Genomic DNA, 26,216 nt, shown 5'->3' with positions numbered 1-26,216 from the left:
CAGCGTATCAATTGACGGATGCGGTTACGCGGCGTGATTGCCAGTAATGGTTGCGCCAGTAGATGTTGTCCAGGCGCGATATCGTCACGCCCTTGCTGGTCGAGGCGTGCATGAAGCGTCCGTTGCCGACATATACCCCGACATGACGTCCGGAGCCGCCGGTCTTGAAGAACACCAGATCGCCGGGACTGAGTTCGCTGCGATCGATGGGCTCGCCCCGTTCGGCCTGTTCATAGGTCGTGCGGGGCAGGTCCAGCGATTCGATCGCGCCCATGGTCTGGCGCACGAAGCTGGAACAATCGATACCGTCGGTGCCGCGCCCGCCGTAGCGGTACGGCACGCCCTGCCACTGGCGATAAAAGTCGTGCAGCGCATCCTCGATGGCCGAATCGCTACCGGAAAACCGATTGCGCGACGAGGCCGGTCCCGCAGACCGGGCGTCGTTCATATGAGGGGAGCTGCCGGCTTTACGCACGGAATAGCCGTCGTTCTGAGCGCCCAGCGTGCGCGGTTGGCTGGCACAGCCGGATACCAGCAGCGCCAGCGCCGCCAGTGTCAGCCACGCCCGGGCCGATGCCACCGGGCGAATGATCAGCAACGGCACGAGCGCGCCATTACCGGACAGATCCTCGTCATTCGGCGTTTTCGCAAAACGTCGGCCCCTCGCGCCCCTGGTCACGAGCACATAAGATAGCCGCATGAATCGTGTCTTGGAAAGCCCCCGCGGCGAATACGCACCCCAGACCGTGGCCGCGGTGGACCTGGGATCGAACAGTTTCCACATGATCGTGGTGCGCAACGACGACGGAAAAATGCACGTCGTCGACCGGTTGAAGGAGTCGGTCCGGCTGGCGGCCGGGCTGACGGCCGATCGTCGTCTGGACGGCGCGGCCTGCGAGCGTGCATTGGCCTGCCTGGAGCGTTTCGGCCAGCGTCTGCGCGGCCTGCCGCACGATCACGTGCGTGCGGTCGGTACCAATACCCTGCGTCGCGCCCAGGGCAGCGACGACTTCATCGCACGCGCCAGCCAGGCGCTCGGACACCCCGTGGAGGTGATCTACGGCGCCGAGGAGGCGCGGTTGATCTATGGGGGCGTGATCCAGGACCTGGGCGACGAATGGCCGCGACGCCTGGTCGTGGATATCGGCGGCGGCTCTACGGAACTGATCGTCGGCGAGCACGCGCGTCCGCAGCTCGTGGAAAGCGTGTCTCTGGGCGCGGTCATGCACATGCAGCGCTATTTCGGCGATGGGCGCATCAGCCGCAAGGCCTGGCAGGCCGCGGTGATGGATGCGCGTCTCACCCTCGAGCCCATCGTGCGCGCCTACCGCAGCGCAGGCTGGGATCTCGCGGTGGGCGCGTCAGGCAGCGTGAAGTCGATTCTGCGCGCCACCGGAGCCACCCAGGGCGACGAGACCATCACCCCCGCGGCCTTACGCGAACTCGGCCGGGCGGTGGTCAAGGCCGGGCGCGTGGACAAGCTGTCGCTGCCTGGCGTTTCCGACGATCGCCGGGCCATCTTTCCGGGCGGCCTGGCGGTATTGACCGGTATCTTCGAGAGCCTGGGCATCGAGTCGATGCGCGTATCCGACAAGGCGCTTCGCGAAGGCGTGGTCTTCGATCTGCTGGGGCGGCTCCAGGATCACGATGCGCGCGAGGACGGCGTCCTGGCGGCCAGTGGCCGCTACGATGTCGACCAGTCCCAGGCCGAGCGCGTCGCGGCCACCGCCATTCGCCTGCTCGGCCACGTCGAGGACGACGACGAGATCACCGGTGTCATGGGGATTCGCCTGCTCCGCTGGGCGGCCCTGTTACACGAGATCGGTCTGGCGATTTCGCACAAGGGCTACCACAAGCACGGTGAATACATCCTCCGCAACGCCGACCTGCAGGGTTTCTCGCGGGCCGATCAGGCGATTCTGGCCACACTGGTGCGCCTGCATCGTGGCCGTTTCCGGCGCGACATCCTCGACGCGCTGCCGCGGGCGTGGCGCAGCCTCGCCGAGCGATTGACACTCGTGCTTCGCCTGGCCGTGATCCTCCATCGTGGACGCGACCCGCAGGTCCAGCCGCCGGTGCGTCTGGTCGCCGATCAAGCACGGCTGCGACTGCTTTGCGATGCCGAATGGCTGGCCGCGCGACCGCTGACCCAGGCGGATCTCGCCCGCGAGGCCGAACTGCTCGGACGGGCCGATATCACGCTGGTCACTGCGCCCGGCAAGTAGCGCGCATGGTGCTGAGCGCGCGCTCGGCAACCCGCTTGACGGGCAGACGCAACCCAACGCGCGGCGGGGATCCGGCAGGGCCTCCAAAGCCTGCCGATCGAGGCGCTAGATTACCGTCGCGCCTCGCTCAGCCTGTGTTGTACTCGCGCGTGGCCGCGAAGGTGATTTCCGGCCAGCGTTCTTCGGTCAGGGCCAGCTTCACCCGCGACGGCGCCAGATAGACCAGCGCGCCGCCATGGTCTTCGGCCACGCCGTCGTCCATGCGGTCGCGAAAGCGGGCGAGCTCGCGTTCGCTGCCGTAGATCCAGCGTGCGGTGAATACGTTGATCGCCTCGAAGCTCGCGTTGACGTTGTATTCGGTCCTGAGCCGCTCGGCGACCACGTCGAACTGCAGCACGCCGACCGCGCCCAGGATCACGTCGTTGTTGTTGACCGGGCGGAACACCTGGGTCGCGCCTTCCTCGCAGAGCTGGTCGAGACCCTTGTGCAACGCCTTGGCCTTGAGCGGGTCGCGCAGGACCACGCGCTGGAACAGCTCGGGCGCGAAGTTGGGGATGCCGGTGAACTGCAGATCCTCGCCCTGAGAGAAGCAGTCGCCGATGGCGATGGTGCCGTGATTGTGGATACCGATGATGTCGCCCGGCCAGGCGGTTTCCGCGGCCTCGCGCTTGTTGGCCATGAAGGTGATGGCGTCGTTGACGCGGATCTCCTTGCCGGCCCGCAGATGCTGCATCTTCATGCCTTTTTCGTAGTGGCCGGAGCACACGCGCATGAAGGCGATACGGTCGCGGTGCTGTGGGTCCATGTTCGCCTGGATCTTGAACACGAAGCCCGACAGCGGCTCTTCGGTGGGGACGACTTCGCGGCTGGTGGTCGCGCGGGGGATCGGCGCCGGTGCCCATTCGACGAAGGCATCCAGCAACGGGCGGATGCCGAAGTTGTTCACGGCCGAACCGAAGAACACCGGCGTGAGTTCGCCGGCGAGATACATCTCCAGGTCGAAGCCGTCGCCGGCTTCGCGGATCAGCTCGATCTCCTCGAGCAGGTCGTCGTAGTAGTGGCCGGCGATTTCCTTGAGACGTGGGTCGTCCAGGCCGTCGAGGGTGACGGTCTTGCCGCCGGCCTCGTTGTCGGAGCCTTCGTAGAGGTGCACTTTGTCTTCGAGCAGGTGATACACGCCCTTGAACTGGCTGCCCATGCCGATCGGCCAGGTAATCGGGGCGCAGGCGATACCGAGCACTTCCTCGACCTCATCGAGCACTTCCAGCGGCGGGCGGCCTTCACGGTCCATCTTGTTGATGAAGGTGAAGATCGGCGTGGTACGCAGCCGGCACACTTCCATGAGCTTGATCGTGCGCGGCTCAACGCCCTTGGCGATGTCGATGACCATGAGGGCGCTGTCCACCGCCGTGAGCGTGCGGTAGGTGTCTTCCGAGAAGTCCTCGTGGCCCGGGGTATCGAGCAGATTGACGATGCGTTCGTTGTAGGGGAACTGCATCACCGACGTGGTCACGGAGATACCGCGCGACTGCTCCATGGCCATCCAGTCGGAGGTGGCATGACGCGATGCCTTGCGGCCCTTGACGGTACCGGCGAGCTGGATCGCGCCGCCGAACAGCAGCAGCTTTTCGGTAAGCGTGGTCTTGCCCGCATCAGGGTGCGAGATGATGGCGAAGGTGCGTCTTTTGGCGGCTTGTTGCGCGGCCGATTTGCTATCGGCGGCGATTGCTGTGCTCATCAGGTGCTCCGGGCGGCCGTAATGCGCTGTGTGCGCTGAACAATATAGATGTATAGTGCAACACTATATATAGTTAAAAGAAATGCAATTGGGAACGACCATGCTTCGTGCCTATACTCTGTCTCGAAGACGACGGGAGCCATCCCGCCGCCTGCAGATTCGGTGTCCCCCTCACCGTTTACTGCTAAAGCAGCCGGCACGCCGACCCGACGCGTGTCGCTGCACCGATGACGCCGTTCTCCCCCTGGCGGCGTTGTTACCAGGCCCGGATCGGTTGCCCTCCCGATTCGGGCCTACCTTTGTCCGGCGTTCGTACGTCGCGAATCCGATCATCGCTCAACGGATTTCGAACTGACCGACCGCCTTTTCAGGCCGGTCATCGATACCCTCGCATACCAGCGTGTCCACGCGGGCCATCGCCGGCCCCTGCGCCAGCCAGGCTTCCAGCGCATCGAGCGTTTGCGCATCGCCGCGGGCCAACCCTTCGACGCTGCCGTCGGCGCGATTACGCACCCAGCCGGCCAGTCCGAGCGAACGTGCTCGATCCCGAGTTGCCGCGCGAAAGCCCACGCCCTGCACGCGGCCGGTAACGGTAAAGTGTCGGGTCTCTGGCATCGGTCGGCTCCATATCGCAGTATAATCGCTGTACCCATTTCATGGCGCAGGTTCGTCGATGTTCAACCGAGTGCGCGGTCGGCTGCGTCGGCTGACTGGCCGTGAAACGCATGCCGCCCGGCCCCACGATGCCAGTGTGCGGCTTCGGCTGCCCAGTCCCTATGGCGGCGCGCCGTGGCTGACCGCCACCGTCGCCCTGACCACCAGACCGCACGGCCAGGGAGAAACGTTGCGCCTGCGTGCGCACCTGGACGGTTGTCTGCGCCTGCCTCGCGAGCAGGGCTTTCACCACCGGCTGAGCACGGCGACGGACCGGCGCCGCTCGCTGGTACATCAGGGACGGGACGTGGCCGCTCATCTTGTGCGCCGTGTGGTCGACCGTCTGCCGGCTGAGCGGTTGGAGCCCTTGGCTTCGCGCCGCTGGCGTAGCTGGCTCGATATCCAGCTGAGTACGTCGCCGCTGGATGCGGGCGCGGATGCGCTCATGCCCGAGCGACTGCGTGGGATGTATGGCGGCGGCCTGCCACGTGCCGGCACCGGCGAGCCCCGGATCGGCGTCTGGTCGGGCCCGGCCGGCGGGCCGGCTGGCGGCGTGGCACAGCTGGCGCTGCTACAGCTCGACGAGCGCGATTTCGGCGCGCGTGGGCGCGAACAGGGGCGTTCCGGGTTCAACCTCAATGCCAGCATCGCGCAGCTTGTCGAGCCCTCGGCGGCGGACGACGAACCGGTGTGATTGGTCGACGCCCGGGCGCCGTGCGGAATTGACTCGAAAGCGGTTTTACAAGAGCATAGCGCTGCGCCGGGCTCCCTGGCGCAGGGCTGTTACCGGGAGATATTGATGATGCATAGCTGGCGTATGGGCCTGATGGCGTTGGTGTGTAGCTTTTGCGCGGCTGCGCCGGCGTTCGCTCAGGACCAGGCACAGGGCGATGCCGCGGCAGGCAAGGAACGCTTCTATACCTGTGCCGGATGCCACGGTATCAAGGGGTATGCGAATGCCTATCCGACGTATCACGTGCCCAAGATCGGCGGCCAGCACGCGACCTATATCGTCTCGGCGCTTCAGGAATACCGCAAGGGCGCACGCAAGCATTCGACCATGCATGCACAGGCGTCCAGCCTGAGCGACGAGGATATCCAGAACATTGCGGCATTCCTGTCGCAGCAGAAGCCGGACTGATGGGGCATAGCACGATGATTCAGGTGATCTACCGCAGCGTGGTGCTGCTCGCTCTGGCCGCTCTGGCCACGGTGGCCTCTGCCGAGTCCGAACAGGACAAGCCGGCCGGCAACGACTGGGTGTCTCAGGCGACCCAGACCTGTGCCAGTTGTCATGGCAAGAACGGCGTATCCCAGACCGCCAACTTTCCGGTGCTCGCCGGTCAGTATCAGGACTATCTGTACCACAGTCTCAAGGCGTATCGGGACGGCGAGCGCGAGAACGCGATCATGGGTGGTCAGGTTCAGGGCATGAGCGATGCCCAGCTCAAGGCGCTGGCCAAGTATTACAGCAACCAGACGGAAGGCCCGCTGCACACCCCGCATCTGGATTAGTCGCGGCGGCTTCAACGGGGGATTCCATGTCCAATTTTGCCATTTACATGATCGGCGTGGTGGTGGTCGTGGCCGCGCTCGGCTACGGCGCCTACGTGCTGAGCGTGCCGCCGGTCTGGATTGGCGTCGGCGTCGCGGTGATCGTCGGCTTCGGCCTGATGGGCGCCGTCAAGAAGACGCGCGAGCCCTCGCGCCGCCGCTAGGGCGCTAATCCGGGCGGTAACCCAGTCGTTCCAGCAGGCCGTCGAATTCATCGAGGTCGTGGAAGGAGATTCGCAGCTCGCCGCGGCGGCGATCCGGTTCGTAGATGATGCGCACGGCATTGCCGACGTGCTCGCCCAGTCGTGTCTCCAGCTCCGTCATGCCGTGATCGGTCGCCGGCGCTGGCGCCGGCGGTGGGTCTTCCCGCCGGGCGGCTCGTTCCAGTGCGCGCACGCTCAGTTGACGTGCAACGCTTTTGCGCGCCAGGGCGATCTGTCGCACAGCGGGCAGTCCGGCCAGGATCTTGGCATGCCCCAGCTGCAGCGCACCGTCTGCAATGAGCTGCTGTACCGGCGGCGCCAGTTGCCGCAGCCGCAGGTAGTTGGTCACGTACACGCGTGACTTGCCGATACGCTGGGCTACGCTATCGTGGGTGAGGCCGAAGCGTTCGCATAGTCGCGCCAGCCCCTGGGCGGTGTCCATCACGCCCAGCGATTCGCGCTGGAGATTCTCGATCAGGCCCAATACCACCGCCTCGTCCTCGGAGAGGTCGTTGCGGATGATCGCCGGCAGGCACGTCAGCCCGGCACGTTGCGCGGCGCGCCAACGCCGCTCGCCGGCCAGCAGACGATAGCCGCTTTCGGTATCGCCGCTGACCACCACCGGCGAGATCACCCCGGACTCGGCGATGGAGGCGGCCAGTTCGTCCAGCGCGCGGGCATCGAAATCGGTCCGTGCCTGGGTCGTGCCCGGTCGGATCAGGTCGATATCGAGGGTGATCACCCGGGGGTGATCGGCGCTCGTCGGGGTCGCTGGGTCAGGCATGTCGGTAGGCCACATTTACGCGCTGGGTGCGTGCTAAGCTCGATCTAGACAAGGGCAGTGTAAAACCATAGGCCGCGCGGCGTTGTTCGTGTCGGCCCATCGTGCGAGGAGCGACATGCGCACCCGGCAATTTCTCAAACCGCGAACGGTCAGCCGCGAGGTGGACGCGCTGGTCGATGCGCTGCCCAAGCACAACATCGGCAGCCAGGGCTACGATCCGTGGGGGCTGAATCCGGATACGGCCAAGATCACCTTCACGGCCGTACGCTGGCTCTACGAGAACTACTTTCGCGCCCAGGCTTACGGGCTCGATAACATTCCGGCCGATGGGCGCCTGCTCATCGTGGGCAACCATAGCGGTCAGTTGCCCATGGACGGCGTGATGGTGAGTTTCGCGGTCGCCAACAAGGCCGAGAACGCACGCCTGCCACGCTCGATGATCGAGCGCTGGTTTCCGTCGGTGCCGTTTCTCGGCAACTGGATGAACTCGGTGGGCGGGGTCATCGGCGATCCGAAGAACTGCGCGAAGATGCTCGAGCGCGAAGAGGCGATCGTGGTGTTTCCGGAGGGGATCCGTGGATCCGGCAAGCCCTATCGCCTGCGCTACCAGCTACAGCGCTTCGGGCATGGCTTCATGCATCTGGCCATGGAACACAATACGCCGATCGTGCCGGTCGGCGTGGTCGGCTGCGAAGAAACCATGCCGTCGCTGGTCAATATCAAGCCGCTGGCACGCATGCTGGGTCTGCCGTATTTCCCTCTTGCGCCGTTGGTGCCGTTGCCAGCACGGGTGGTGATCAATTTCGGCAAGCCGCTGCGCTACGCCAACGACGCCCGCAACGAGCGAGACGTGGAATGGCGGGTCGAAGAGGTCAAGGATGCGATCCGGGATCTCATCGACACCGGCATCGCCCAGCGAAAAAGCATCTTCTAGGCATCGGCATGACAGAAAAACAAAAAACCGGGGCCGGTACCGGCCCCTCCGATACGGCGTCCCATCCAACACCCAGCAAGCGCAAGACGCCGGCCCGGCGCCGTGCGTCGGCCGGCGCCGGGAAAAAACGCAAAGCCGCGCCCGCGGGTATCGGCAGCGAAACGCGCGGCAAGGTTATGGTCACCGGCGCGGCCGGCGCGCTCGCCCAGCATGTGATCGCGCTGCTCAAGGAAAATTACGACGTGGTGGGGGTCGAGTTCCGTGGCCTGCAGACCAGCTACCCCGATACGGTCGATTACGTGGTCGACTTCAACACGCGCCCGTTCGAGGATGTATTCCGCGAGCACGGGTTCACCGCGATCATCCATCTCGGGCGTATCCGCTTTACCCAGTCCACGCGCGGACGGCGCTATTCGGCCAACGTGATCGGGACCGCGCGTTTGCTCCGGCTGGCATTGAAATACGGTGTCGAACAGGTCATCGCGCTGTCGACCTTCCATGTCTACGGCGCGGACGCCCGCAACCCCTCGCTCATCGACGAGGAGTACCCCATGCGGGCGGCCAATCTGATGCGCGAGGTGGTCGACGCGGTCGAGCTCGAGAATCTGTTCAATATCTATCTTTACAAGCATCCCGAGCTCAACATCGCGATCCTGCGGCCCTGTCATATTGCCGGACCGGGAATAAACAACGAGATCAGCCGCATGCTCGCCCAGCCGGTCGCGCCCTGTCTGCTGGGTTTTTCGCCGCTGATGCAGTTCATCCACGTCGAGGACATGGCCGAGGCGGTACTGCGCGCGTTCGAGCGCAACCGGCCGGGCGTATATAATGTGGCACCGGATGATTACGTGGCCTATCAGGATGCGTTGCAGCTGGCCGGCTGTCGGCGACTGTTCCTGCCCTCGGTACCACCGGGGCTGGCGCGTCGGGCGGTGCGCGCGCTGGGCCGCTACGCGCCCCCGGACTATCTGATCAATTTCTTCAAGTATGCAGTGATCATCGACGGTAGCCTGTTTGCACGCACCTTCGATTTTAAACCCCAGCGTTCGCTCACCGAACTGCTTGGCCACTACCGTGGCGACAAGTAGATCGCTGCGCGGCGTGGCTCGAGGCTGAACAAGATGAAGCGTTTTTCCTTTCCGCTGGCGCATGTGGCCAGCCTGCTCGGTGTGATGGTTCTGGCCGGCTGTGTTCACAGCCCGCCGTCGGACCCGTGGGATCCGATCGAACCGGTCAATCGGGCGGTCTACAAGTTCAACGACACGGCCGATCGATATGTGCTGCAGCCGGTGGCACGGGGCTACGACAAGGTCACTCCGGACCGTGTGCAGAAGAGCATCGGCAACTTCTTCGCCAATGCGCATCAGCCGGTGAGCATCGTCAACAGCGCCCTGCAGCTCAAGTTCGGATCGTTCAACGAGTCCCTGGGCCGGTTCATGGTCAATACCACCGCCGGCGTCGGCGGTCTGTTCGACGTCGCCACGGCCCTGGGCATTCCCGATCCGGACGAAGATCTGGGCCAGACGCTGGGCTACTGGGGCCTCGGGCAGGGGCCGTATCTGGTGCTGCCGTTCCTCGGACCGAGCAGCGGTCGCGACTTCACCGGTAGCCTGGGCGACCAGTTCGCCTATCCGATCAACTATCTCGACGAATTTCACGAGATCGATCAGAACTACCCGTGGGTGCCGTATGCGCTGCGCGGTCTGGAGCTGCTGAACCTACGCGCGAGCCTGCTCGGTTTCGAGGACACGCTCAACCAGCAATTCGACCCGTATGCATTCCTGCGCGGTTACTATCTGGAGAACCGTCTCAAGGACGTCTACGACGGCAACGTGCCGCCGGAGCGGCTGTATGGCGACGAGACCGGCGACGACGCGGGCGACAACCCGTAGCGCGAACGTGACCCGCGATGCCGAGCCGAGGCAGGCCAGTGGGCTGACGCGGCTGTCGCGCGCACAGCTCCACGGGTACGCGCAGCACTACTTCAAGGCCGGTGGCGCGACCGAGCCGGAGGTCGCGCTGGTGGCCTGTGGCGAGGCACAGGCTATTTTCAAGGACTATGCACGGACACCCGGCTGGTTCGGCCGCGTGATTGCGCCGGTGCTGATCTGGCGTGAAGCCAGCGCGTTGCGCCAGCTCGCCGGCATCGACGGGGTGCCGCGGGTCCTGCGCCAGCTCGACCGCCGCGGCCTGCTCATTGAATATCTGCCGGCCACACCGTGGCCGAAGGCTCGACCCCCGGACGCCGCTTATGCACGGCTGCAGGCACTGGTGGCGGCCATGCACGCGCGCGGGGTAGCGCACTGCGACCTGCGCGCGCCCAGTAATATTCTCGTCGATGACCAGGGGCAGCCCTACATCGTGGATTTCGTGGCGCGCGTTCGTCGCGGTGCGGCGTGGAACCTGCCCTGGAACTGGTTGTTTCGGCAGTTCGTGGCGGCCGACGACAGCGCGCTGGTCAAACTGCGTGTACGCTTCGCGCCGTCGCTGGCCACCGCAGCCGATCGTGCACGGCTGGCCGAACGCGGGCCGCTCGAACGTGTCGCGCGGGCGATTGGCGAATTCAGCCGCAGTATCGTCCGGTTTTTCGTGCGCTCGAGCTAGCCTCCGACGCCAGTCCACGCCCACGCCATTCACTGGAACGACACGCCGCTCAAGCCACCATGCAGTTGTTGATCCGTTTTCTGATGCTGTTCATGCCGCTGCTGCGCTGGCCGCTGCGTGCCTGGACGAACACGCATGCCTCGCCCTCGGATCTCGGCGAGATCGCGCTCGCGGCCGACAAGCCGGTCTGTTACGTACTGCCGGTCGCCAGCGTCATGGACTGGCTGGCGCTCGAAGCCGTCTGTGCCGAACAGGGCCTGCCGCGGCCGTATCTGGCCGGCAACGCCATGCCGCGCATCAACCGGGCCGTGGTGCTGGCGCTTCCGGTCGGGCGTGCCCGGGCGCGCTCCGAGCTGCATCGCATCGTCTCGCGCGGGCTGCACGACAAGCACTTCGATGTGCAGCTGGTGCCGGTGTCGGTGTTCTGGGGCCGCAACCCGGTCAAGGAGACATCCCTGCTGCGTATCCTGTTCGCCGACAGCGAGCGAACCGGCCGTCTGCGCAAGTTTCTGATCGTACTGGCCAACGGGCGCAACACGTTGGTGCATTTCGGCCAACCGCTGGACTATCGCGCATTTCTCGATCAGAACGAGAGCCCGGCCACGCTCGTGCGCAAGCTCGTACGCGTGCTGCGGGTGCATTTCCGGCGCCAGCGCGCGGCCACGCTCGGCCCGCCGCTGTCGCGCCGCAGCCAGCTGATCAACTCGCTGCTGGCCGACCCGGACGTCCAGCACAGCCTGGAAGAAACCGCGCGGCGGGAACAGACGAGCCTGGCGGCCGCGCGGGCCCGAGCGCGCGACTATGCCAACGAGATCGCGGCCGACTACTCGAACATCGCCATCGGATTCATGCTGCGGGTGCTGACCTGGCTATGGAACCGGATCTACGACGGCGTGGATGTGCGTCATCTGCCGCGCCTGCGGGCGACCACGCACGACCGCCGCGAAGTGATCTACCTGCCATCGCATCGCAGTCATATGGACTACCTCCTAGTGTCCTACATCCTGTATCAGGAAGGACTTGCGCTGCCCCAGATCGCCGCGGGCGTGAACCTCAATTTCTGGCCAATCGGTGCGCTGCTGCGCCGATGCGGTGCGTTCTATCTGCGTCGCAGCTTCAAGGGCGACCGGCTCTATACCGCCGTGTTCCGGGCTTATGTGGATGTGCTCATCCAGCGCGGCCAGCCCATGAAGTTCTATCCGGAAGGCGGGCGCAGCCGGACCGGGCGGCTGCTGTCGCCCAAGACCGGCATGCTGTCGATGGCAGTGACCAGCGCCCTGGGCGGCAACGGTGCGCCGGTGGCGATCGTGCCGGTCTATATCGGCTACGACCGGGTCATGGAGGTCAACAAATATTTCGACGAGCTCCGCGGCACCCGGCCCAAGAAGGGCGAATCGGTAGGCGATCTGGTGCGCGGCTCGACCAAGGTGCTCAAGCGAAAGTACGGCCGTGCTTTCGTGTCGTTCGGTGAACCCATCGATCTGCAGGCCTATGCCGATGCGCATCTGCCGAACTGGCGCGAGCGCATGGCAGGTCTGGATGTCGACAACCGGCCGAAATGGCTGCAGACGTTCGTGGCCGACCTGTCCGATCGCGTCATGGAGGGCATCAACGCCACGGCCACGCTCAATGCCACCGGCCTGGCATCACTGGTGCTGCTGGGCAGCCCGCAGAAGGCGGTGGCCGAAGACGAGATGATCCATACCCTGGAACTGCTGGCCCGGCTGGCGCGTATCAGCCCGTATTCGCCCGATGCCAGCGCACCGGCGGATACCGACGGCGCGGCCCTGCTGGCCGAGGCCGAGCCGACCATGCGGTTGCTACGCGTGCCGCACGCCTGGGGCGACGTGCTCACGGTCGAATCGCGCCAGGCGGTATTGCTCACCTACACGCGCAACAATGTGATGCACCTGTTCGCGCTGCCGTCGCTGATCGCCAATTTCTTTGCACATTTCGAACAGCGCAACCGGCGTGCGCTGCTGGCCGACGCCTGCGAGCTGTATCCGCTGCTGGCCTCGGAGCTGTTCCTGCGCTGGCCGGTCGACCAGGCTGAAGCCGCGCTCGACGAAGCCATCGACGGCATGCTGGCCTGCGGGCTGCTGATCGCCACCGACAAGGGCCGGTTGCGGCGCCCGGAGGCCGGGACCCATGCGTTCGCGGCGCTGGTGAGCCTGTCGCGCATCATGCGCGAAGCGCTGGAGCGCTATGCGATGACTGTAATGCTGCTCAGTCATCATCTGGACACCGGCCGCATCATCGAGCGCGGGCGCTTCGAGCGCCAGTGCCAGCTCATGGCTGAGCGCATGGCCATTGTCTCGGGACGCAACAGCCCCGAGTTCTTCGACGTCCGCCTGTTCCGGAACTATCTGCAGACGCTGGTTCGGATCGGGCTGCTCACCCAGCAGGGCAATCGTCTGCATATCGACGAACGGCTGCGCAACGTCGCCGAACATGCGCTGCGCCTGCTCGGCTCGGATCTGCGCCAGTCGATCGCCCATCTGACGTCTCTGCCCCATCTCGAAGACGCCCAGCCGGCGACCAATACAGCGACAACCGGCGACCGCGACTAACCCGCCCGGGCGCCGCGTGCCTTAGCGCGCCAGGCCCGGCTGCCAGAGATAGAGCGGCTCGGGGGTGGCCTCGGTGGCGGTGCTCATATCGATCGGAATGCCAGCAGCGCTGACCGCCAGGCGCCCGTCGCCCACCCGACTGTCGGCTACCAGTGTCGCCGGCGCACTGTTGCCCTGGTAGTACCGCACGATCCGCGCATCGTCGTCGCCCGCGCGTGATCGGGCCAGGGCGATGACGTCGTGCAGATGACCGATCCGATCGACCAGGCCCAGGCGGCGTGCATCCTCGGCGGCGAAGATCCGTCCGTCGGTGATCATCTCGAGCTGGTCGGTATCCAGATCCGGGCGCGCCGTGCGCACGACGTCGACGAATCGCCGGTAGAGCGAGTCCACCACCGACTGGACGATCGCGTGTTCGTCGGCCTGCGGTGGCCGCAGCGGCGACATGATGTCCTTGTGTTCGGCCGAGGTGACGGTCTGGTCGGTCAGGCCGAGCTTGTCCATGAGCCCGGCTGCGTTGACGCCCAGAATCAGTACCCCGATGGAGCCGGTGATGGTGGTCGGCTGGGCGATGACCTGATCGGCGGCCATGGCGACATAGTAGCCGCCCGAGGTGGCCACGCCGGCCAGGCTGGCGACCACCGGTACGCCGGTCTGTTCGTGGTAGCGCATCACCCGCGCGTAGATTTCGTCGGCGGCGGACACCGTGCCGCCCGGGCTGTTGATACGCAGGACCACGGCCTTGACCGTGTCGTCGTCGGCGGCCTTGTCGAGCGCGCGATCCACCATGGCCAGCGTCGAGGGCCGTTGTACCAGGCCGAACGCGCCGCTTGAGGGGGTGTCGGATATGAACCCCGAGATAGGCAACCACAGCACCTTGGCCTGGCCTTCGCCGTCCAGCGTGGTCTCGTGGAGCGTGTTGTCGCGACCACCGAAGGGCTGGACGGTGACACAGCCGCCCAGCAGACACAGGCTCAGCGCCAGAACAGCGCCGAGTCCGAGCCCGTCGTACACGATACGCCGGGGGCGACGGCGATCGTTCACGCTCAGTGGACCTGGGTCTGCCAGGCCTCGATCGCGGCGATCGTGCGCTGGGCGGACTGGGTCAGACAATGCAGCGCTTCGTCACGCTGACCGTCCTCGAAATGTTCCCAGGCCATGGCGATGAACGGTCGCGCCTGGGAAAGGACGTCCTGCTCGTGCAGCTGGCGATAAGCCGTCTCCAGCGCGGCCAGGCACTGGCCGATCGCATCGGCCGGCAGCTTGGCCTGCTGAAAGACCATCACACAGGCGCCGGTGGCCGCATGTTCAAGCATTTCCGGCTCCACATGGGCCTGAGGATAATGCTCGGCGTGCAGATCGGCCAGGCGGGTCACCATCTCCACCAGAGCCAGCATCGCGGGCATATCGTCGTGGAGGGTCGGGTGGCCACGCTTGGCAGCCACATCGGCGGCCACCTGCAGGGCCGGGCCGACCACGCGGTGGTAGGCATCGGCATCCATGGCCTCCGGGTTCAGGTGTTCCGGGTCCAGGCGACGCGCCGTTTCGGAGTCGGTCATAGCACAAACCATAGCGTTGAGATTTCGATTGCCGGTGCCGGCGGACCCGGTGCCCGGCCGCCGGGTCCACGATGGTCGATCGTGTCGGCCGGTACAACGAGCCAGCATGGGGGCGGCGCCGGCGTGCACAACAGCATACACGGGCGGACGGGGCGATTACTCGGCCGGGATCACTACATGGACGCGCCCGCCGCCGCGCTCGTTTCGGGTCAGCTCGATCTTGCCGGTATACGAACGCACGATTTCGGCGGCCATCGCCAGGCCCAGCCCCTGGCCTTCGCGCGACGTGTCGGCGCGGACACCGCGCTCGAGCAGGCGCTGGGGAGAGACATCGCCGAAACCGTCGCCGTTGTCGTCGACGAGCAGGTGCAGATCGTTATCGCGCTTGGATGCGCTGACGATCACCTCGCCGCGGCCGTACTTGGCGGCATTGTCCATGAGGTTGCCGAGCAGCTCGGTCAGGTCGCCCTCATCGATCGGGGCTTTCAGCCCGGCATCGATCCGTACCTCGAAGACGGTGCGCTGCTCGGCATAGACCTTGGTCAGCGCACGCCCCAGCTTGGCCGCGATCGGGGCAATGGTCAGCGACGGCGCCAGGCTGCGCTTGCCGGCCGCCGCGGCTTTCTGCAGCTGGTAGTCGAGGATATCGTTCATGCGTGCGAGCTGGTTGCGCAGACCCCGTTGCTGGGTGTCGTTCAGGGTGTCGTCCTCGGCCAGACCGCGCAGGATCGCCATCGGTGTCTTCAGGCTGTGGGCGAGATCGCCGAGCGCGTTGCGGTAACGCATCAGCCGAGCCTGGTCGTTGGACAACATGGTGTTGAGATTGGAGACCAGCGGCTGAATCTCGTCGGGATAGCGCCCTTCGATACGGCGCTTTTCATGTGCCTGCAGGGTGGCCAGATTGCGGGCCAGACGACGCAACGGCGACAGCCCCCAGCGCAGGATCAGCAGCTCGACGACCAGCAGCAGCAGCGCCGAGGCCGACAGCAGCGTCCATAGCACGCCGCGAAAGCGCTGCATCTGCTTGATGAACGTGCTTGCATCCTCGGCGACGACGAGTGTGTAACGGTAGTCCTTGCCGGCATCGGTGACCCAGCGGAAACCGAACGACAGGGTAATCAGCGTGGTGTTGTCGCGCTCGACGCGAGCGAACAGCCATTCACCGACGGCCGGTACGGTGTCCAGTTCGATGGTGCCCAGCAGCGACGGCGAGCGCCAGACAGGCTGTTCCTTTTCATCGAGCACCAACGCATAGAGCCCGGACTCGGGGCGGGTCAGATCGGATTCGGGCAGCACCCGAGGCGCCAGTTTGAAGCTGCCGTCTTCGGTGATCTCGGCGCTGCCGAGCAGCGCATAGCTCAGGCCTTGCAGCCGGTCGTGCTCGGCCTGGTCGGCGCGCTCGCTCACCGCCGTCTCCAGCGCGAGCCCGGTCAGCACGATAAAGGCCAGAAGGAGAACCGCGGTGGCGGCGAGCAGCCGCGCCCGCAGCGAGTTCATCACGAGCCGGCCGTGTTCGTCTCGGTGGCGCTGCGGTCATCGCGAGCCAGCCGGTAGCCGCGACCGCGCAGGGTTTCGATGGGCTTGCGCTGGCCGTCCGGATCCAGCTTGGCTCGCAGTCGGCGCACGAACACCTCGATGACGTTGGAGTCGCGCTCGGCGTTCTCTTCGTATATGTGTTCGGTCAGCGCCGTCTTGGAGACCACCTCTCCGGCGTGGAGCATCAGGTGTTCGAGCACACGATATTCATAGGCGGTTAGCTCCACCACCGTGCCGGCCACGAAGACTTCCTGGCGCGAGGTGTCGAGCACGATATCGCCGGATTCCAGCTTGGGCTGCGCCCAGCCTCGCGAGCGCCGTACCAGCGCCTGAATACGCGCGGTCAGTTCCTCCGGCTGGAACGGCTTGACGACATAATCGTCGGCGCCGGCTTCCAGTCCCTCGACCTTATCCTGCCAGCGGCTTCGCGCGGTGAGAATCAGGATCGGATAATCCAGCCCCGCGTCGCGGACTTCGCGGATGATATCCAGCCCGGTCGGTCCGGGCAGACCCAGATCGATGATAGCGATATCCACCGGATACTCCTGAGCGAAGAACAGGCCTTCCTCGCCCTCGCCGGTCGCATCCACGGCAAACCCGTCCTGGCGCAGCTGCGCACAGACCTGTTCACGCAGGTCGACATCGTCCTCGATCACCAGAGCTCGCATGCGTTTTATCCTTTGCCCGATCGTCTGCCGGCGCTAGTGGCGCGCCTCCACGTGGACGATACGTACACGTCCGCCGTCCAGAAGCTTGACCCGATAATACGGCCCGCCCGGACCGTCTTCCAACACGACGTTGAGCACCCGGCCGCCGTACTCGCGGCTGGCACGACGCGCCGCTTCCCCCGGCGCGACGTTGGGTGGCAGACGTTCACCGCGTTCGCTGTCCCGGCTCTGGCCCGGCCCGGCCCCCTGCGCCATCTGCGATCGCAACGCGCCCGGGTTCTGCGCATGGGCCGCCGATACCGAGCCGAAGAGCAGCAGCGCCAGCAACAGGGCCAGGATCAGCTGCCTTGGGTCGATGGTCCGGTTGACCGGCGTGCGCGACACGATCATGGATACGCCTTGAGGGCCGTTGACGGAATCACGGCGTCGAGTCAGCTACCCTGATATCGGTAGCCGCCGGCGTTGCCGTTCTGGCCACCGGTTCGCTGGAGACAGTGGTCCAGACGGTTGTTCTGCATGCGGCGCGCGTTCCATGCGCCCGCCGCGGCGCCGGCGGCCACGCCCAGGCCCGTGCCGATATCACGGCCGGTGCCGCTGCCGAACTGGTTGCCCAGCAGACCGCCTGCGGCGCCGCCGATCACGGCCTGACCCGCCGTGCTGGTTGCGCCCTTGGCGAACACATTGCGGTCGTCTTGCTGGGTATAACAGTCGTAGCGGCCGCCGGGAACAGCGGTGAAGATAGGATCGACGTCCGGCTTGGGGTTGCTCGCGCATCCGGTGACAATCGTGACCAAGGCCGCCGCGAGCACCGGCATCAGACGGGCTGAGCGGCTGGCCGAACTGCGCTGGAAACTGTTCATCACTCGATCCCCTTGTGTGGATATCGCAGGCTACGCAGGCCGCCCTGAACCTTTGCTTAAGCCTCCTCGCCCGCGCCCGCGCGACGACCGTGGAAATTCATACGCCGTTCAACCGGTCGGTCGCACGATGCGAATCCGGCACCAATTCCTCGCCCGTGTCGACACGGAGCCTGCCATGAAGACCGTCGTCACCCCGCGTATTCCGTTGTTCGCCGCTGCGTTGGTCGGTTTACTCGCGTTGTTGCCCGGCGCCGCGACCGCGGCCGACAACTCGGCGGTAATCATCATCGATCGTGCGCATCTGAACACGCCGTACGGGCGGTACGACAGTCATCGCCGGACCGAAGTGTTCGGCCCTTCGAGCGGCTATCGATACGAGGAATACAGACAGACCGTGCCGGTGCGTCCGTACGGCGGCCGGGCGCCCGACGAGGCGCCGTTCGGGGCGCATAGCGGGCGAGTCATCGAGCAATACGGGCCGGGCGCCTATGGCCGATTCGGTGCCGGCGGCGCGCCGGCCGCGCCTCGTATCGACGGGTTTGGCAACCCGTACGGGCATTCGTATCGTCAGCGCGAAGAGCACAGGCATGGTCGCGGCGATCATCGCGGGCGGCCGTCCGATGGCTACGATCGCGGGGATAGGGCCAGCCGTTCCTCGAGCGCCTATGGCGTCGGTCGGGACCCCTCGGCTCGTCAGATCCAGCCGGCGCAGCGGGCGATTCCGCCGGCGGGACGGGCCCTGGATCGGCGCTAGGGCTGCCGAGGTCGTGCGACGCGCCGATATACCCGCACGACCAGCCCGCCACCGGGTCTGTCGGAGGCGACGTGGTCGCACGGTACCGGCTGATCGGGTCACGCGCAGGGCGCCGTTCAACTGCCGGGCATGAGACCGCAGTCACCCAACAGTGTCTGCCATTGCCGCGTGTGGTCTTCGATTGCGGTATTCAGCCGTGGCCATAGGCCGCTGTCGGTGGCGAGGGTCGCCTGCCAATAGGTTCGAAACGATGCAGGCACGGGCGTGCGCTGAGCGTCGACGAGGCGGTCGACTGCAGCACGCCATTGATGGCCTGCCCGGACCAGATCCGCCAGATAAGACTGGACCTCGGGCCCGTAGACTTCAAGCAGGATCGTCTGCAGTGTTCGGCCCCGGCGGTTGGGGCGCTGGTTGAAGCAGATCGGGCGTCGGGCCATGCGCTCGGTCAGCATGGCGGTCGCGCTGTCGAGCGACTGGATTGCCCGTATCGCCGCGATCTGTAGCTGACCGCCGTAGGTGCTGGCCTCTAGCGTGCGGTAGAACCCGGCGAGTGTGTCGGCGTCGAGCCGGTCGCCTCTGGCGAGAGCGTCGCCGGCGCTGGCGAGCGCACCGATGGCCTGACGCGTGGCCCGCCCGCTGGCGGTGGGTGTCAGTCCGGGTGGACGACCGGCAAGGCTGAATACATGAATCACCGCGTCGCCGCCCAGCGTACGGTTCCAGAAGATACGCGGTACGGCGTCGCGCTTGCGTGCGATCAGCGTGTCGAGCCGGTCGACGAAGTCCGGGTCGGCGGTTGCCGCCTCGGCCGATAGTTCCTTCCGGCAGCGGGTCAGCCCGGCCAGCAACTGCGACTCGTAGGCCAGACGCTGGTGCGCCGGGGCAACCCGACCGAGGATGCTGTTGCGTTCGGAGACCAGATTGACCAGCCCGCAGCGGTGCAGTTCGAACAGCCCGATCCAGCCGGTGCGCGGGGTTTCGACCGGCCGTTGCAGCCGGCGCTTGTCCGGATAGGCACGGGCTACCGGCGCCGACGGACTCGGACGAGGCGTATCCAGAGTGCGGGCCAGACGCGCGAGATAATCGTCGAAACGCGTCTCGGGGCTGTCCTGGCCGGTACAGCCGCCGATAACGCACACAACGAGGATCACGCATAGTCGGGCGGCCACCGTCCGCAACCGATCACGGCCGGCCGACCGGGAGCGACAATGTTTGCGGGCAGAGGACAACGCCGCGCTGCGGCACAGCAGGAGACCGAAACACGAGTGGCGATCTGTCTGCCGGACGATCTGCCGGTCGACGAGTCGCTGAAATCGCATATTGCGGCGGCGGTCGCCCCGGCCAGCGCCTGGCTGCTCACCGGCAGTCGTGTGTCCGTGCCGCCCGTGGGCGCGGTGTTCGCTTTGTTTCCAACGGTCGATACGCTTCATCGACTGGCCGCGGCCGTTCGCGATCAGCGCCAGGGACGGGACGACGGCTACCCGGTGCTTGTGGTCGGACTCGCCCCCCACCAGTTGACCGAATTCGGTCGCTGGCTGGCCGAGGCCGCGCCTACGGGAGAGATTGAGGGCCTGCGGCTGATCGTCGGCCAAGACCCGGCGCAGGTGCTCGATCAGCTCGCCGACCATCTGCAACCGGTGTACGAGCCCAACGTGATCGCCATGCCGGTGTCCGGCGAGATCGATACGCCGCGGATCAAGTACTTCTATTGTCTGAGTCCGGAGCTGCGCGAGCTGTTGGCGTATCTGGCCGAACTGGCAGAGAACAACGTCTCGCGTATCTACCTGCTCGGCGGCCCCGGCGCCGGAAAGACCTCGCTGGCCTATTATTTTCATCTGTGCCGGAAGCTGGGAAATTTCGTCACCGTCAATCTCACCGCCGAGGCGACCCACGACAAGGCGGCCATGAAGTCGCTGCTGTGCGGGCACGTCTCCGGTGCATTCCCCGGCGCCGGCTCGCGTACCGGAGCGTTCTCCCATGCCCGCGACGGCGTCTGTTTTCTGGATGAGTCTCACGGAGTCTCCGGTACGGTCATGGAAGTGCTCATGGAGGCACTGGATTCGAACCAGTATCTGCCCTATGGCGCCTCGGCCAAGCGTCCGCTGGATTGCGCGATCGTATTCGCCTCCAACCGCAGCTGGGAGACACTGATAGCCTCTGTGAACATGGACGAACATGCACGTCTGGGCGCCCAGATCCTGCATCTGCCGGATCTTGCGGTGCGCCGGGAGGATCTGGTGGCCGTGCTCGCTGCAACCCTGCATCAGATGAAGAGCCGCTCGACCAGCTGGGTCGCCCCGGCCGGCTTGTCGCGGGCGGCATGGCAGGCGATGTGCGCCTGCCCCTGGCGAGGCAATACGCGTGCATTGATCCGGGTCATCGAGACCGCGTTCGTGACTGCGGCCACCGAGCGTGCGTCGCTGATCGAGCGTCATGCCGTGGAGGCCGCGCTGGCTCTGTGGGAGCCCTCGACGCATGCCAGCCACGATATCTATACCCGTGCGGGGCGCTGAACGCCGGACGGTACCGGATCGCGTTATGCTCGGCCGATGAGTCGACATGCGACGCTAGAAGCACTACCCGAGCCGGCACGCACCGAGATCGCGCGGCTGCGCGAGCCGCTGCACCTGCCGTGTGGTCAGGTACTGGCCAACCGCCTGGTCAAGGCGGCGATGACCGAAGGCCTGGCCGATGCCCACATGAACGCCACACCTGCGCTCGAGCGCTTGTACGGGCGATGGGCGCGCGGCGGCGCCGGCCTGCTGATCACCGGCAACGTGCAGATCGATCGCTGGGTGCTCGAACGCCCCGGCAACGTGGTGATCGACGGCGACGAGGACGAGTCGGCGCTCGAGCGATGGGCGGCGGCCGCCCATGCCGGCGGCAGCCGGATATGGATGCAGCTGTCGCATGCCGGACGTCAGGCGCCGCTGTACTGTTCGCCGCGTCCGGTCGCACCGTCGGCAGTGGGGCTCAAGCTGCTGGGTGCCTATCGGCGACCGCGTGCGCTCTCGCTGGCCGATATCCGCAGCGTGGTCGAGCGCTTCGTGCATGCCGCCGCCGTCGCCCAGCGCTGTGGTTTCGACGGCGTGCAGATACACGCCGCCCATGGCTATCTGCTGAGCGAATTCCTGTCGCCGCTGATCAATCATCGCGGCGACGACTACGGCGGAACGCTGGGAAACCGCGCGCGTCTGTTGCTGGAGGTCGTCGATGCCGTACGGGCGGCGGTCGGCGAGGACTTCGCAGTGGCGGTCAAGCTCAATTCTGCGGACTTCCAGAAAGGCGGTTTCTCCGACGACGACTGCCTGCAGGTGGTGCGCTGGCTCAACGATCGCCGGATCGATCTGCTCGAGATCTCCGGTGGCAGCTACGAGCAGCCGCGCCTGCTCGGACACAGCGGCGATGAGGCGACTGCAGAAACGCTGCGTCCCAGCACGCGGGATCGCGAGGCCTATTTCCTCGAATACGCCGCGCGGATACGTGACTGCACCCGTGTGCCGCTGATGGTTACCGGCGGTTTTCGTACGCGTTCGGCCATGGCCGCGGCACTGGCCAGTGGCGATACAGACCTCGTCGGGCTCGCACGACCGCTGTGCGTGGACCCAGGCTGGGTCGCTCGACTGTTCGAGGCTACGAGCGACCGCGCCGAAGATCCCGGTGCTGCGCTCGCCTACGGCCCGGGATGGCGCGGACCGCGATCGCCGATCGCCAGCCTGCGGTTCATCAACATCTTCTCGCAGATGGGCTGGTACTACGTCCAGATCCTGCGTATGGGGCGCGGCGAAGAGGCGGACTGGCGCATGCCGCTATGGCGCGGCCTGTACGGGCATCTGCGCGCCGAACTGGCCGCGGCGCGGGCCATCCGCGCGTTTCAGAAACGCGCCCGGCCGCTCGGCCGCGACGGCGACGCGCTTTAGTTTCAGCCGAAAACGACGACGCCCAGCAATATCACCCCCAGCGTGTTGACCGCGCCGTGGGCCCAGATCAACATTCGTGGCGGCGCGCTGTTGCGCCAGATCACGCCGAACAGCGTTGCCCCGGCCGCGAAGCCGAGCGCCAGAAGCCCGAATGCGGTCCAGACCAGCGTACCGGGCTCGATCAGCGCGCCGATCAACAGGCAGAACAGGCCGAGCCCGGCGATCAGGCCGTGGCCGATGCGCAGCGGGCGGGTCGCCCCGTCCAGTCCGGCCATGGCCGCGCCGCCGCCAGCGGCCGCCAGCAGTACCCAGAACGCCAGAACCAGCATCGGAGCGGGGCCTAGGTCTGGCTGGGCGAGTCGGACTTGTCGCCGGCACCGTCATCGCCCGGCTGCGGCGGATTCTGTTGTTGCTGTTGTTTCTGCTGTTGATCCTTCTGTTTTTTCTCCGCGTCCGTATCCTTGACCTGAAGCTGGTCGACCACGTTCTTCACGCCAGCCTGGGAGCGCGCGGTCTCCAGCGCCTGCTTGTGGGTCTTTTCATCGGGCACGTTGCCGGTGAGGGTCACCACGCGATCCTGGACGCCGACGGAAATCGCGGCCTGGTCGAATTTCTTCTTGTCGAGCAGTTCGCGCTGAATGGTGCGGAACAACACCTCGTCGTTCACCGTCTTGTTGACCGCCTGCGAGGCCTGGTCGACCTGATTGCGGGCATCGCTGAGATTGGATTCGGCCTCGTCGAGATTGGACTGCAACTCGGCCAGCTCCTCCTTCTTGGAGTTGAGCTTGTCCTGGGCATCGTTACGTGCCTCACGTGCCTCGTTGAGCTGCTCGACGGCGTCGTCGTATTTCTCCTGCGGGTCTTTCGAGCAGCCGGCCAGGGTGGTCGCGCCGATGACCAGCGCCAGCGACGTGGCAGCGAAACGAACGGTGAGCTTGTTCATGCAATCGACTCTGGAAAGAACGTGATGAAGCAAAAATAACACGTTTCCGAAGCCGCGCCGTCGCGCGCGATCGGCCGCGGCCGCTGGATTGGCTTACAATCGGCGCCCATGCAGATCGCCGGTTATCCATTCGCCCACGGACTGGCCGCCGCGCCGATGGCCGGCGTGAGCGACCGTGTGTTCCGCCAGCTCTGCCGCAGTCTCGGCGCGTCCTCCACGACCGCCGAAATGGTCTCGGCCCGCCCCGAGCTGCGCGGCACGCGAAAGTCGCGCCTGCGGCTGGACCATGCCGGCGAGCGGGCTCCACGGATCGTCCAGATCGCCGGCGGCGACGCCAAAGATCTGGCCTTCGCTGCGCGCGTGAACGCCGACGAGGGCGCGGATATCATCGATATCAACATGGGCTGCCCGGCCAAGAAAGTCTGTCGCAAGGCCGCCGGCTCGGCGCTGATGCGCGATGTCGATCAGGTCGGACGCATTCTCGATGCGGTGGTGGCAGCCAGCCCGGTGCCGGTCACGCTCAAGATGCGCACCGGTGTATCGGCCGACCGGCGCAATGCGGTGGCCATCGCGCGTATCGCCGACGCCGCGGGAATCGCTGCGCTGGCCGTGCACGGGCGCACCCGCGACCAGCATTATCGGGGCCAGGCGGAATACGACACTATCGCCGCGGTCAAGCGTGCGGTTTCGATTCCGGTCTGGGCCAACGGCGATATCGACTCGCCGGCCAAGGCGCGGGCGGTGCTCAAGGCCACCGGCGCCGACGGACTGATGATCGGCCGTGCGGCCTGTCGCCGTCCGTGGCTGTTTCGCGAGATCATCGTCGAACGGGCCACCGGCTGCGCCCCGCCGCCGCCGGGACTCGACGACGAGCGGGAGCTGTTGCTGGGCCTGATCGAGCAGATCCATGATTTCTACGGCGAAGAGCAGGGCTTGCGTGTGGCTCGCAAGCATATCGGCTGGCTGATCGAACGCCGCCCGGTGCCGCCCGTGCTGTACATGGACCTCATGCAGGCAGCCAGCGCTGCGCGCCAGCTGCGCCTGCTCGACTGCGTGTTCGACGCTGCCGAGCAGCGTCACATTCCGGCCTAGAGAGCCGGCGCGCTCGCGCTGCCGCCCATGCCCATCTGGGCGCCGCCGAAGAACAGGCCGAGAATCAGCAGCTGGACCACCCAGCCGATCAGGCAGACCCCGACCGCACGCCACGTGCTTTGATAGTCCAGCGCCTGGCGCACCGCGATCACCGTGGTGATCAGCATCCACACGTTGACGACGAGGAACACGATGCCCCCGATCAACGGAATGAAGCCCAGCACTCGCAGCAGCCCGGGTGCCGCGGCAAAGCCGAGCGTGCGCAGCAATTGCCCGATATCAGCTTCGGTCTGGGCTTCGGGCAGCAGCTTGGTGCCGACCAGCCAGATAATGGCCGCCCAGATCACCCACCCCAGCAGCGCCGCGATTGCCGAGAGAAGGAAGAGCTGCAGGCTGCCGCCGGCCATCGCGCCGATACCGGCCGCCAGCGCGGCCAATACGATCACGCCGGCGGCCTGGCCGGTCGCGCTGCGATCGTGCTCGACTTCTTCGTAGGTGGACACATCCAGGCGCGCGGCCCCGATCATGCGTTGAACGAAACTCTGCATTGATAGGTCGTGTTGAACGTTTGTGCGCCAGCTTGGCGCAAAGCGGCGAGCTTGGCCAGCGGCGTTCGTGACGCGGCCGCGACGATGGCGTGCATTGCGCGGCCGACGGGTCGCGCTTACGCTTGGCCATTGTCTGTCTGCCTAACCGGTGAGCCCTCTGCGCGTCCTTCTACTGATCAACCGCGAATCCCGGCAGGGCGAGGCCCATGCACAGGCCGCCCGCGATGCCCTGGAAGCGCTGGACGTCGAGGTGCTGCTCGGTAACTTCGAAAAGCCCGACGATGTACCGGCGGAGATCGAGGCCTACGCCGACCAGGTGGACATGATCGTGCTCGGCGGCGGTGATGGCACACTCAACCTCGCGGCCGGGCCGGTGATGCATTCCGGCAAGCCGATGGGCGTGCTGCCGCTGGGCACGGCCAATGATTTTGCCCGTACCCTGCTTATCCCCACCGAGCTCGAGGCCGCCTGCCGTAATGTTGTCGAAGGTGTGACGCACCGCGTCGACCTGGGTCAGTGCAACGACGTCTATTTCGTCAACGTCGCCAGTATCGGACTGGCGGTGCGCGCCTGCGAATATCGCTCGGATGCGGCCAAGAAGTGGTTCGGCGCGTTCGGCTATGCGTCCAACGTTTTCCAGGCGTTTCGCGATACCGACCCGTTCAGTGCCGAGGTCCGTTGCGGAAACCAGCGTCATCAGCTGCGCTCGATACAGCTGGCCATCGGCAACGGCCGTTATTTCGGCGGCGGGCTGGCGGTGTCCAGCGATGCCGCGCTGGACGACGGCCGGCTGGATCTGTACAGCCTCAAACCCGCTTCACTGACCAAGCTGGTGGGCATGCTGCCATCGCTGGTACGTGGGCCGGACAAATCGGTGCAGGGCGTACAGTTGCTCGAAGGCACCGAATTTCATGTCAGCACCGACCGGCCGATGCAGATCAACACCGACGGCGAACTGCTCACCGAGACGCCGGCCACGTTCCGGGTGTTGCCGGGCGCGCTGTCGGTCAAGGTGCCCGACGAATACATTCAGCGATATGGCAGCGGCCGGCGCGGCGACTGATCCACGGCCG

General features: G+C 65.9%; 29 protein-coding genes. 15 read left to right on the top strand and 14 right to left on the bottom strand.

Annotated features, from left to right (window positions below; all coding sequences use genetic code 11):
• Positions 1 to 7: 7 nt before the first annotated feature.
• The gene (locus T31B1_RS01270; RefSeq protein ID WP_353247646.1) at positions 8 to 700 is read right to left on the bottom strand and encodes a C40 family peptidase; all 693 of its coding nucleotides are present in this window, start codon (positions 698 to 700) and stop codon (positions 8 to 10) included.
• Between T31B1_RS01270 and T31B1_RS01265 the strand changes: the two genes are divergently transcribed.
• The gene (locus T31B1_RS01265) at positions 699 to 2,225 is read left to right on the top strand and encodes a Ppx/GppA phosphatase family protein (protein WP_353247645.1); all 1,527 of its coding nucleotides are present in this window, start codon (positions 699 to 701) and stop codon (positions 2,223 to 2,225) included. The genes T31B1_RS01270 and T31B1_RS01265 overlap by 2 nt on opposite strands.
• Before the next feature lie 127 nt (positions 2,226 to 2,352).
• Here T31B1_RS01265 and T31B1_RS01260 read toward each other — a convergent pair whose 3' ends face one another.
• Both T31B1_RS01260 and T31B1_RS01255 read right to left on the bottom strand, forming a co-directional pair.
• Complete coding sequence (locus T31B1_RS01260) at positions 2,353 to 3,963, bottom strand: peptide chain release factor 3 (protein WP_353247644.1); 1,611 nt, start codon at positions 3,961 to 3,963, stop codon at positions 2,353 to 2,355.
• Positions 3,964 to 4,299: 336 nt separating this feature from the next.
• Entirely contained in the window at positions 4,300 to 4,578 is a 279-nt protein-coding gene (locus T31B1_RS01255) for an acylphosphatase (protein ID WP_353247643.1), read from the bottom strand.
• 58 nt (positions 4,579 to 4,636) lie between these two features.
• Between T31B1_RS01255 and T31B1_RS01250 the strand changes: the two genes are divergently transcribed.
• The 4 genes from T31B1_RS01250 (at position 4,637) to T31B1_RS01235 (ending at position 6,335) form a co-directional block, all read left to right on the top strand.
• Positions 4,637 to 5,311 (top strand): hypothetical protein, encoded by a 675-nt coding sequence (locus T31B1_RS01250; RefSeq protein WP_353247642.1) that lies wholly within the window; start codon positions 4,637 to 4,639, stop codon positions 5,309 to 5,311.
• 105 nt (positions 5,312 to 5,416) lie between these two features.
• Positions 5,417 to 5,758 carry a c-type cytochrome gene (locus tag T31B1_RS01245; RefSeq protein ID WP_353247641.1) on the top strand — a complete coding sequence of 114 codons (342 nt, stop codon included), beginning with the start codon at positions 5,417 to 5,419 and terminating at the stop codon, positions 5,756 to 5,758.
• Positions 5,758 to 6,132 (top strand): c-type cytochrome, encoded by a 375-nt coding sequence (locus tag T31B1_RS01240; RefSeq protein WP_353247640.1) that lies wholly within the window; start codon positions 5,758 to 5,760, stop codon positions 6,130 to 6,132. The genes T31B1_RS01245 and T31B1_RS01240 overlap by 1 nt, the downstream gene beginning before the upstream one ends.
• Before the next feature lie 26 nt (positions 6,133 to 6,158).
• Entirely contained in the window at positions 6,159 to 6,335 is a 177-nt protein-coding gene (locus T31B1_RS01235; RefSeq protein ID WP_353247639.1) for a hypothetical protein, read from the top strand.
• A gap of 4 nt (positions 6,336 to 6,339) precedes the next feature.
• On the opposite strand, the gene T31B1_RS01230 is transcribed toward T31B1_RS01235, so the two are convergent.
• The gene (locus T31B1_RS01230; RefSeq protein ID WP_353247638.1) at positions 6,340 to 7,158 is read right to left on the bottom strand and encodes a ParB/RepB/Spo0J family partition protein; all 819 of its coding nucleotides are present in this window, start codon (positions 7,156 to 7,158) and stop codon (positions 6,340 to 6,342) included.
• A gap of 115 nt (positions 7,159 to 7,273) precedes the next feature.
• Between T31B1_RS01230 and T31B1_RS01225 the strand changes: the two genes are divergently transcribed.
• Genes T31B1_RS01225 through plsB form a run of 5 tightly spaced genes read left to right on the top strand, consistent with a single transcriptional unit; the run spans position 7,274 to position 13,266 of the window.
• Complete coding sequence (locus T31B1_RS01225; RefSeq protein ID WP_353247637.1) at positions 7,274 to 8,092, top strand: lysophospholipid acyltransferase family protein; 819 nt, start codon at positions 7,274 to 7,276, stop codon at positions 8,090 to 8,092.
• 8 nt (positions 8,093 to 8,100) lie between these two features.
• Entirely contained in the window at positions 8,101 to 9,180 is a 1,080-nt protein-coding gene (locus T31B1_RS01220; RefSeq protein ID WP_353247636.1) for an NAD-dependent epimerase/dehydratase family protein, read from the top strand.
• 33 nt (positions 9,181 to 9,213) lie between these two features.
• Entirely contained in the window at positions 9,214 to 9,984 is a 771-nt protein-coding gene (locus T31B1_RS01215; protein WP_353247635.1) for an MlaA family lipoprotein, read from the top strand.
• Positions 9,944 to 10,696 (top strand): protein kinase family protein, encoded by a 753-nt coding sequence (locus tag T31B1_RS01210; protein ID WP_353248774.1) that lies wholly within the window; start codon positions 9,944 to 9,946, stop codon positions 10,694 to 10,696. Before T31B1_RS01215 ends, T31B1_RS01210 begins: the two co-directional genes overlap by 41 nt.
• Before the next feature lie 59 nt (positions 10,697 to 10,755).
• On the top strand, positions 10,756 to 13,266 hold the full coding sequence (gene plsB, locus T31B1_RS01205) for a glycerol-3-phosphate 1-O-acyltransferase PlsB (RefSeq protein ID WP_353247634.1): 2,511 nt from the start codon (positions 10,756 to 10,758) through the stop codon (positions 13,264 to 13,266).
• 21 nt (positions 13,267 to 13,287) lie between these two features.
• On the opposite strand, the gene sppA is transcribed toward plsB, so the two are convergent.
• The 6 genes from sppA to T31B1_RS01175 form a co-directional block, all read right to left on the bottom strand.
• Positions 13,288 to 14,310: a signal peptide peptidase SppA gene (gene sppA / locus T31B1_RS01200; protein WP_353247633.1), complete on the bottom strand. Its 1,023-nt coding sequence runs from the start codon at positions 14,308 to 14,310 to the stop codon at positions 13,288 to 13,290.
• Between the two features lie 2 nt (positions 14,311 to 14,312).
• A complete protein-coding gene (locus T31B1_RS01195) occupies positions 14,313 to 14,825 on the bottom strand; it encodes a hypothetical protein (RefSeq protein ID WP_353247632.1) in 513 nt (170 codons plus the stop codon).
• A 156-nt stretch (positions 14,826 to 14,981) separates the two neighbouring features.
• Positions 14,982 to 16,322, bottom strand: a complete 1,341-nt coding sequence (locus tag T31B1_RS01190; RefSeq protein ID WP_353248718.1) for an ATP-binding protein — start codon at positions 16,320 to 16,322, stop codon at positions 14,982 to 14,984.
• Positions 16,322 to 17,029, bottom strand: coding sequence for a response regulator transcription factor (locus tag T31B1_RS01185; protein WP_353247631.1), 708 nt, complete (start codon positions 17,027 to 17,029; stop codon positions 16,322 to 16,324). Before T31B1_RS01185 ends, T31B1_RS01190 begins: the two co-directional genes overlap by 1 nt.
• Before the next feature lie 33 nt (positions 17,030 to 17,062).
• A complete protein-coding gene (locus T31B1_RS01180; protein ID WP_353247630.1) occupies positions 17,063 to 17,419 on the bottom strand; it encodes a PepSY domain-containing protein in 357 nt (118 codons plus the stop codon).
• A 41-nt stretch (positions 17,420 to 17,460) separates the two neighbouring features.
• On the bottom strand, positions 17,461 to 17,889 hold the full coding sequence (locus T31B1_RS01175; protein WP_353247629.1) for a glycine zipper 2TM domain-containing protein: 429 nt from the start codon (positions 17,887 to 17,889) through the stop codon (positions 17,461 to 17,463).
• A 175-nt stretch (positions 17,890 to 18,064) separates the two neighbouring features.
• On the opposite strand from T31B1_RS01175, the gene T31B1_RS01170 reads away from it, so the two are divergent.
• Positions 18,065 to 18,643, top strand: coding sequence for a hypothetical protein (locus T31B1_RS01170; RefSeq protein WP_353247628.1), 579 nt, complete (start codon positions 18,065 to 18,067; stop codon positions 18,641 to 18,643).
• 116 nt (positions 18,644 to 18,759) lie between these two features.
• On the opposite strand, the gene T31B1_RS01165 is transcribed toward T31B1_RS01170, so the two are convergent.
• Positions 18,760 to 19,809, bottom strand: a complete 1,050-nt coding sequence (locus tag T31B1_RS01165; RefSeq protein WP_353247627.1) for a DUF3080 family protein — start codon at positions 19,807 to 19,809, stop codon at positions 18,760 to 18,762.
• Between the two features lie 39 nt (positions 19,810 to 19,848).
• Between T31B1_RS01165 and T31B1_RS01160 the strand changes: the two genes are divergently transcribed.
• Positions 19,849 to 21,153 (top strand): sigma 54-interacting transcriptional regulator, encoded by a 1,305-nt coding sequence (locus T31B1_RS01160; RefSeq protein ID WP_353247626.1) that lies wholly within the window; start codon positions 19,849 to 19,851, stop codon positions 21,151 to 21,153.
• Between the two features lie 36 nt (positions 21,154 to 21,189).
• Entirely contained in the window at positions 21,190 to 22,560 is a 1,371-nt protein-coding gene (locus tag T31B1_RS01155; protein WP_353247625.1) for an NADH:flavin oxidoreductase/NADH oxidase family protein, read from the top strand.
• Between the two features lie 2 nt (positions 22,561 to 22,562).
• On the opposite strand, the gene T31B1_RS01150 is transcribed toward T31B1_RS01155, so the two are convergent.
• Positions 22,563 to 22,889, bottom strand: coding sequence for a hypothetical protein (locus T31B1_RS01150; protein WP_353247624.1), 327 nt, complete (start codon positions 22,887 to 22,889; stop codon positions 22,563 to 22,565).
• An 11-nt stretch (positions 22,890 to 22,900) separates the two neighbouring features.
• Entirely contained in the window at positions 22,901 to 23,503 is a 603-nt protein-coding gene (locus T31B1_RS01145) for a BON domain-containing protein (protein WP_353247623.1), read from the bottom strand.
• Positions 23,504 to 23,611: 108 nt separating this feature from the next.
• Here T31B1_RS01145 and dusB point away from each other — a divergent pair, with 108 nt between their 5' ends.
• The gene (gene dusB / locus T31B1_RS01140; RefSeq protein ID WP_353247622.1) at positions 23,612 to 24,595 is read left to right on the top strand and encodes a tRNA dihydrouridine synthase DusB; all 984 of its coding nucleotides are present in this window, start codon (positions 23,612 to 23,614) and stop codon (positions 24,593 to 24,595) included.
• On the opposite strand, the gene T31B1_RS01135 is transcribed toward dusB, so the two are convergent.
• The gene (locus tag T31B1_RS01135) at positions 24,592 to 25,143 is read right to left on the bottom strand and encodes a YIP1 family protein (RefSeq protein WP_353247621.1); all 552 of its coding nucleotides are present in this window, start codon (positions 25,141 to 25,143) and stop codon (positions 24,592 to 24,594) included. The genes dusB and T31B1_RS01135 overlap by 4 nt on opposite strands.
• Before the next feature lie 148 nt (positions 25,144 to 25,291).
• Between T31B1_RS01135 and T31B1_RS01130 the strand changes: the two genes are divergently transcribed.
• Positions 25,292 to 26,206, top strand: a complete 915-nt coding sequence (locus T31B1_RS01130) for a lipid kinase (protein WP_353247620.1) — start codon at positions 25,292 to 25,294, stop codon at positions 26,204 to 26,206.
• Positions 26,207 to 26,216 lie beyond the last annotated feature (10 nt).

The organism is Salinisphaera sp. T31B1 (assembly GCF_040361275.1).
GTDB lineage: Bacteria > Pseudomonadota > Gammaproteobacteria > Nevskiales > Salinisphaeraceae > Salinisphaera.
This window is presented reverse-complemented; position numbering and strand designations above follow the sequence as displayed.